Consider the following 4326-nt stretch of genomic DNA (forward strand, 5'->3'; position numbering starts at 1 on the left):
CATTAGTTGTTACTAATCCTTCAGCGGTTTGTTCCCCAGCTACGGTTGATTTAACAGCATCAAGTGTTACAACTGGTTCGGATGCAGGTTTAACGTTAACATATTGGACTAATGCTTCGGCTACTACGGCATTAACTACGCCAAGTGCTGTTGGTACTTCTGGTACTTATTACATTAAAGCAGTTAATACGAGTGGATGTGCTACTATTCAGCCAGTTATTGTAACTATAAACAGTGCTTCAACTAATGTTACAGATATTGTTTCGTGTAATTCATATACATGGTCAGTAAATGGTACTACTTATACGTCTTCAGGTACATATACGAATGTTGTTGGTTGTCATACGGAAGTGTTAAACTTAACCATCAATACAGTAACTACACCAACAGGAGTTTCCAATCAAACCATTAATGGTAATGTTGCATCAGATGTAACTATTGAGGATATTGTTGTTTCAGGAACGGGTATTATTTGGTATCCAACAGCAGCAGATGCAGCAAACGGTACTAATGCAATTCTTGCAGGAACACAATTAGTAGATGGAACGACTTATTACGCTGTTTCAGTAAATGGTTCATGTGTAAGTTCGCCTTTAGCTGTTACTGTAGTAGTAGTTTTAGGGAAGGAGTCATTTGATCTAACAAGTTTAGCTTACTATCCTAACCCAGTTGTAGATCAGTTAACTATTACTTATAACAGAGAAATAACATCAATAGAGATCTATGATTTGAAGGGACAATTGATTAAGGTTGTTAAACCAAGAAGTCAAGAAGTTCAAGTGAATATGACTGAATTATCAACAGCAATGTACATTGTAAGAGTATATGCGGAAGATAAATCAGCAGAAATTAAGATTTTCAAGAAATAATTAAAATTAAATACATTAAAGGGCTACCAATTGGTAGCCCTTTTTTATTTTGTAACTTTGAATTTTTAATTATAAAATATGTTTTTGATTTCAGATATTACTAAAGAACAATTAAAAGTTGTTCAAAATTTAGCGTACCAAATTTGGCCAGTTGCCTATGGTGAAATACTGTCAAATGAACAATTGAGTTATATGTTGAAACGATTTTATTCTTTAGAAGCTCTTGAAGGGCAATTAAATGGAGGTCAGCAATTCGTCCAAATTTCAGATCAAAATCAGCCTATTGGGTTTTTGGCTTATGAGGTAAATTGTGATAACACTAATATGACCAAGGTCCATAAAATTTATGTTTTGAAAGCTTATCAAGGAAAAGGTGTAGGGAAGGAGTTAATTGATTTTGCTACATCAAAGGCAAAACAAAATGAGCAAAAAGGTTTGTTCTTAAATGTTAATAAATATAACAAAGCCCGATTTTTCTATGAAAAATTAGGCTTTTCTATTGTTAAAGAGGAAGTTATTGATATAGGGAATACTTTTGTTATGGATGACTACGTAATGATGCTTAAATTTTAGAAACTTTTTTATAGTATCTTTTAATAGAGAACAAAGTGAATATTAAAAAAAGTTCAATTGTAATTAATTTACCCATTCCAAAAGCAGAAATGATAAATAAATAAGCCAATAATAGCATAAAAAAAATAGCTAAAAAAGCTGTTGTGATTATTGCTTGCTTATTTTTTTTGCTAAAAAAATAAGTTGTTATTAGTGTACATAAGAATAGTAATAAAGTTATTGATTTAAATTTATTTTCTTCTTTAAGGGTCAGTGTTAGAGTACTGATTGAAGTTAAAATTAAGAATAAAAAAGGAGGAAAAAAAGATAAGCTATTATCAGGGTTTTTTCTTAATTGGTCAAATTTGTAGGCTTGTTTTTGAATTTCTTCTTCAGAAAAACCATCTTTTCTCAATAATTCTAGGGCTACATTTTTTTGATAGTTTCCTTTTAAGAAGCGTTCAACTTCAAAATTTATATCTTTCTTATTCATTTTATCGATTTCTTTTGTCGTAATTTCTACTTCCGTAGTTGGGTTTTTTATTTTTTGGAATACTTGCTTCCTCTGTTTTACTTGAAGGTGCAATTAAATCATTTAACTGTTTAATTTCTTGTTCGGTAAGGTGACGATATTTACCAATAGGAACATCAAGCGTAATATTAATAATTCGGATTCTTTTTAATGCAGTAACCTCATAATTTAAATATTCACACATGCGTCTAATTTGACGATTTAATCCTTGAGTAAGAATAATTCGGAACACAAATTGACTTATTCTTTCAACTTTACATTTTTTTGTAATGGTATCTAAAATTGGTAATCCATTACTCATTTGATAAATAAAATCATCTGAGATAGGTCGATCTACGGTAACAATATATTCTTTTTCGTGATTGTTTCTAGCTCTTAAAATTTTATTTACAATGTCACCATCACTGGTCATAAAAATTAATCCTTCACTAGCTTTATCTAGTCGACCAATTGGAAAAACACGTTCGGGATAAGCAATATAATCAACTATATTGTCTTTTACTTTTTGATTTGTAGTACATTCAATACCAACTGGTTTGTGAAAAGCAAGATAAGTATGTTTTTTATTAGCATTAGAAACTAATTTTCCATTCACTCTTACCTCATCTCTAGGGCTAACTTTAGTTCCTAACTCAGGAAGTTTACCGTTAATTGTAATTCTTCCTTGTTCTAATAATTTGTCAGCTTCTCTTCTAGAACAAAATCCAGATTCAGATAAAAATTTATTAATGCGTACTACTTGTTCTTCCATTTTACAAAGATACAAAAAAGAAACCCTTTTAGCAGGACTAAAAGGGTTCATATATATTATTAAGAAACTTATAAAGACGCGAATAGTTGTTCCATTCTTTCTCTTTCTTCATCAGCCAAAACACTATCTACTAGAATTCTACCACTATGCTCATCTGTAATGATTTTTTTTCTACCAGCAATTTCCATTTGTGTTTGTGGAGGAATAGTAAAGAATGATCCTGCAGAAGCACCTCTTTCAATTGATACAACTGCTAAACCGTTTCTAACATTATCTCTAATTCTATCATAAGCGGCTAATAAGCGGTCTTCAATTTTTGCTCTAAATTCAGCTGATTTTTCTAATAAGAAATTTTCTTCTTTTTCAGTTTCAGCCATAATATCACTCAATTCAGCTTTTTTATGTTTTAAATGATTGTCTTTAGCGGCTAATTTTTCTTTTGTTTCAGTTACAATAGCTTTTTTACCCTCTAATTGAGCTTTCATTTCTTTAATATGTTTTTCAGCTAATTGAATTTCTAATTCTTGAAACTCAATTTCTTTAGCTAAAGAGTTGAATTCTCTATTATTACGAACATTTTTTTGCTGTTCAGTATATTTTTTGATTGATGACTTAAATTCATCAATATTGTTCTTTTTTTCTTTAATTTGGTGGTCAATAGTGTCTAAATCACTATTTAATTTTTCTAAACGCTTAGAAAGTCCAGCTACTTCATCTTCTAAATCTTCAACCTCTAAAGGTAATTCACCTCTAACATTTCTAATTTCATCAATTTTAGAATCAATTAGTTGTAAAGAGTATAATGCTCTTAATTTTTCTTCTACGCTTAGTTCTTTTATATTTGCCATAGTGTTAAAAATATTTAACCGGATTTGTATTTACTTCTGATAAAATGATTGCAAAATTAGTGATTTTTTCTTTAAGATAATCAACAATATAATTTTTTGTAAATCTTTCACTTTCAAAATGTCCAATATCGGCTAAAAGAAGTTTGTTTTCAGCTTCGTAGAATTGGTGGTATTTTAAATCAGCAGTTAAAAAAGCGTCTGCTTGAACTTTTATTGCATTCTTTATAGCAAAACTTCCACTACCACCTAAAACCGCAACTTTTTTAATTTGTTTACCTAAAAAGGTACTATGTCTAATTCCACCACATTGCATTTTGTCTTTTACAAATTCTAGAAAATCTCGTTCATTCATAGCTTCTTCAAACTCTCCTACCATTCCTAATCCAATGTTTTGATGTTGGTTTTGAATATTATAAATTTCATAAGCCACTTCTTCATAAACATGATTTTTAAATAAGGTACTTAATATTTTTGATTGTAAATGTTTTTCAAAAATTACTTCTATTTTTATTTCCTCAGTTTCAATAAACTCGTAACGATTTCCAAATTCTGGATTACTATTTTCGTTACCCATATAGGTTCCAATTCCTTTAGAATTAAAGCTACAGTTTTCATAATTTCCAATATTTCCTGCTCCAGCTTCAAAAAGGGCATTTCGTAATTTATCGGCGTTATCGGGTTGAGTGTAAGTTATTAACTTGTAAATGAATTGTTCTTTTGGAATTAAAATTTTTGTGTTCTTTAATCCTAATGTATCACAAAATATTTTATTAA

At 29.7% G+C, this 4326-nt stretch carries 6 protein-coding genes; 2 read left to right on the top strand and 4 right to left on the bottom strand.

Annotated features, from left to right (window positions below; all coding sequences use genetic code 11):
• Together QZ824_RS10815 and QZ824_RS10820 are read left to right on the top strand one after the other, a co-directional pair.
• A partial coding sequence (locus QZ824_RS10815) for a T9SS type A sorting domain-containing protein (protein ID WP_291276028.1) occupies window positions 1-869 on the top strand: 869 nt, incomplete at its 5' end.
• A gap of 78 nt (window positions 870-947) precedes the next feature.
• A complete protein-coding gene (locus QZ824_RS10820) occupies window positions 948-1442 on the top strand; it encodes a GNAT family N-acetyltransferase (RefSeq protein WP_291276029.1) in 495 nt (164 codons plus the stop codon).
• Here QZ824_RS10820 and QZ824_RS10825 read toward each other — a convergent pair.
• The 4 genes from QZ824_RS10825 to QZ824_RS10840 form a co-directional block, all read right to left on the bottom strand.
• A complete protein-coding gene (locus QZ824_RS10825) occupies window positions 1432-1914 on the bottom strand; it encodes a hypothetical protein (RefSeq protein WP_291276030.1) in 483 nt (160 codons plus the stop codon). The genes QZ824_RS10820 and QZ824_RS10825 overlap by 11 nt on opposite strands.
• Window position 1915: 1 nt before the next feature.
• Window positions 1916-2704, bottom strand: a complete 789-nt coding sequence (rluF, locus tag QZ824_RS10830; protein WP_291276031.1) for a 23S rRNA pseudouridine(2604) synthase RluF — start codon at window positions 2702-2704, stop codon at window positions 1916-1918.
• Between the two features lie 68 nt (window positions 2705-2772).
• Window positions 2773-3552: a C4-type zinc ribbon domain-containing protein gene (locus QZ824_RS10835; RefSeq protein WP_291276032.1), complete on the bottom strand. Its 780-nt coding sequence runs from the start codon at window positions 3550-3552 to the stop codon at window positions 2773-2775.
• 4 nt (window positions 3553-3556) lie between these two features.
• Window positions 3557-4326: Nif3-like dinuclear metal center hexameric protein (locus QZ824_RS10840; RefSeq protein WP_291276033.1), on the bottom strand; the 770-nt coding region annotated here is incomplete at its 5' end.

It is taken from the genome of Flavobacterium sp. (assembly GCF_021151785.1).
Taxonomy (GTDB): Bacteria; Bacteroidota; Bacteroidia; order Flavobacteriales; family Flavobacteriaceae; genus Flavobacterium.

Bases quoted from the DNA above. Each gene is read 5' to 3' on its own strand.
- QZ824_RS10820 (WP_291276029.1), top strand. From the start codon at position 948: ATGTTTTTGATTTCAGATATTACTAAAGAACAATTAAAAGTTGTTCAA.
- QZ824_RS10825 (WP_291276030.1), bottom strand. From the start codon at position 1,914: ATGAATAAGAAAGATATAAATTTTGAAGTTGAACGCTTCTTAAAAGGA.
- rluF (WP_291276031.1), bottom strand. From the start codon at position 2,704: ATGGAAGAACAAGTAGTACGCATTAATAAATTTTTATCTGAATCTGGA.
- QZ824_RS10835 (WP_291276032.1), bottom strand. From the start codon at position 3,552: ATGGCAAATATAAAAGAACTAAGCGTAGAAGAAAAATTAAGAGCATTA.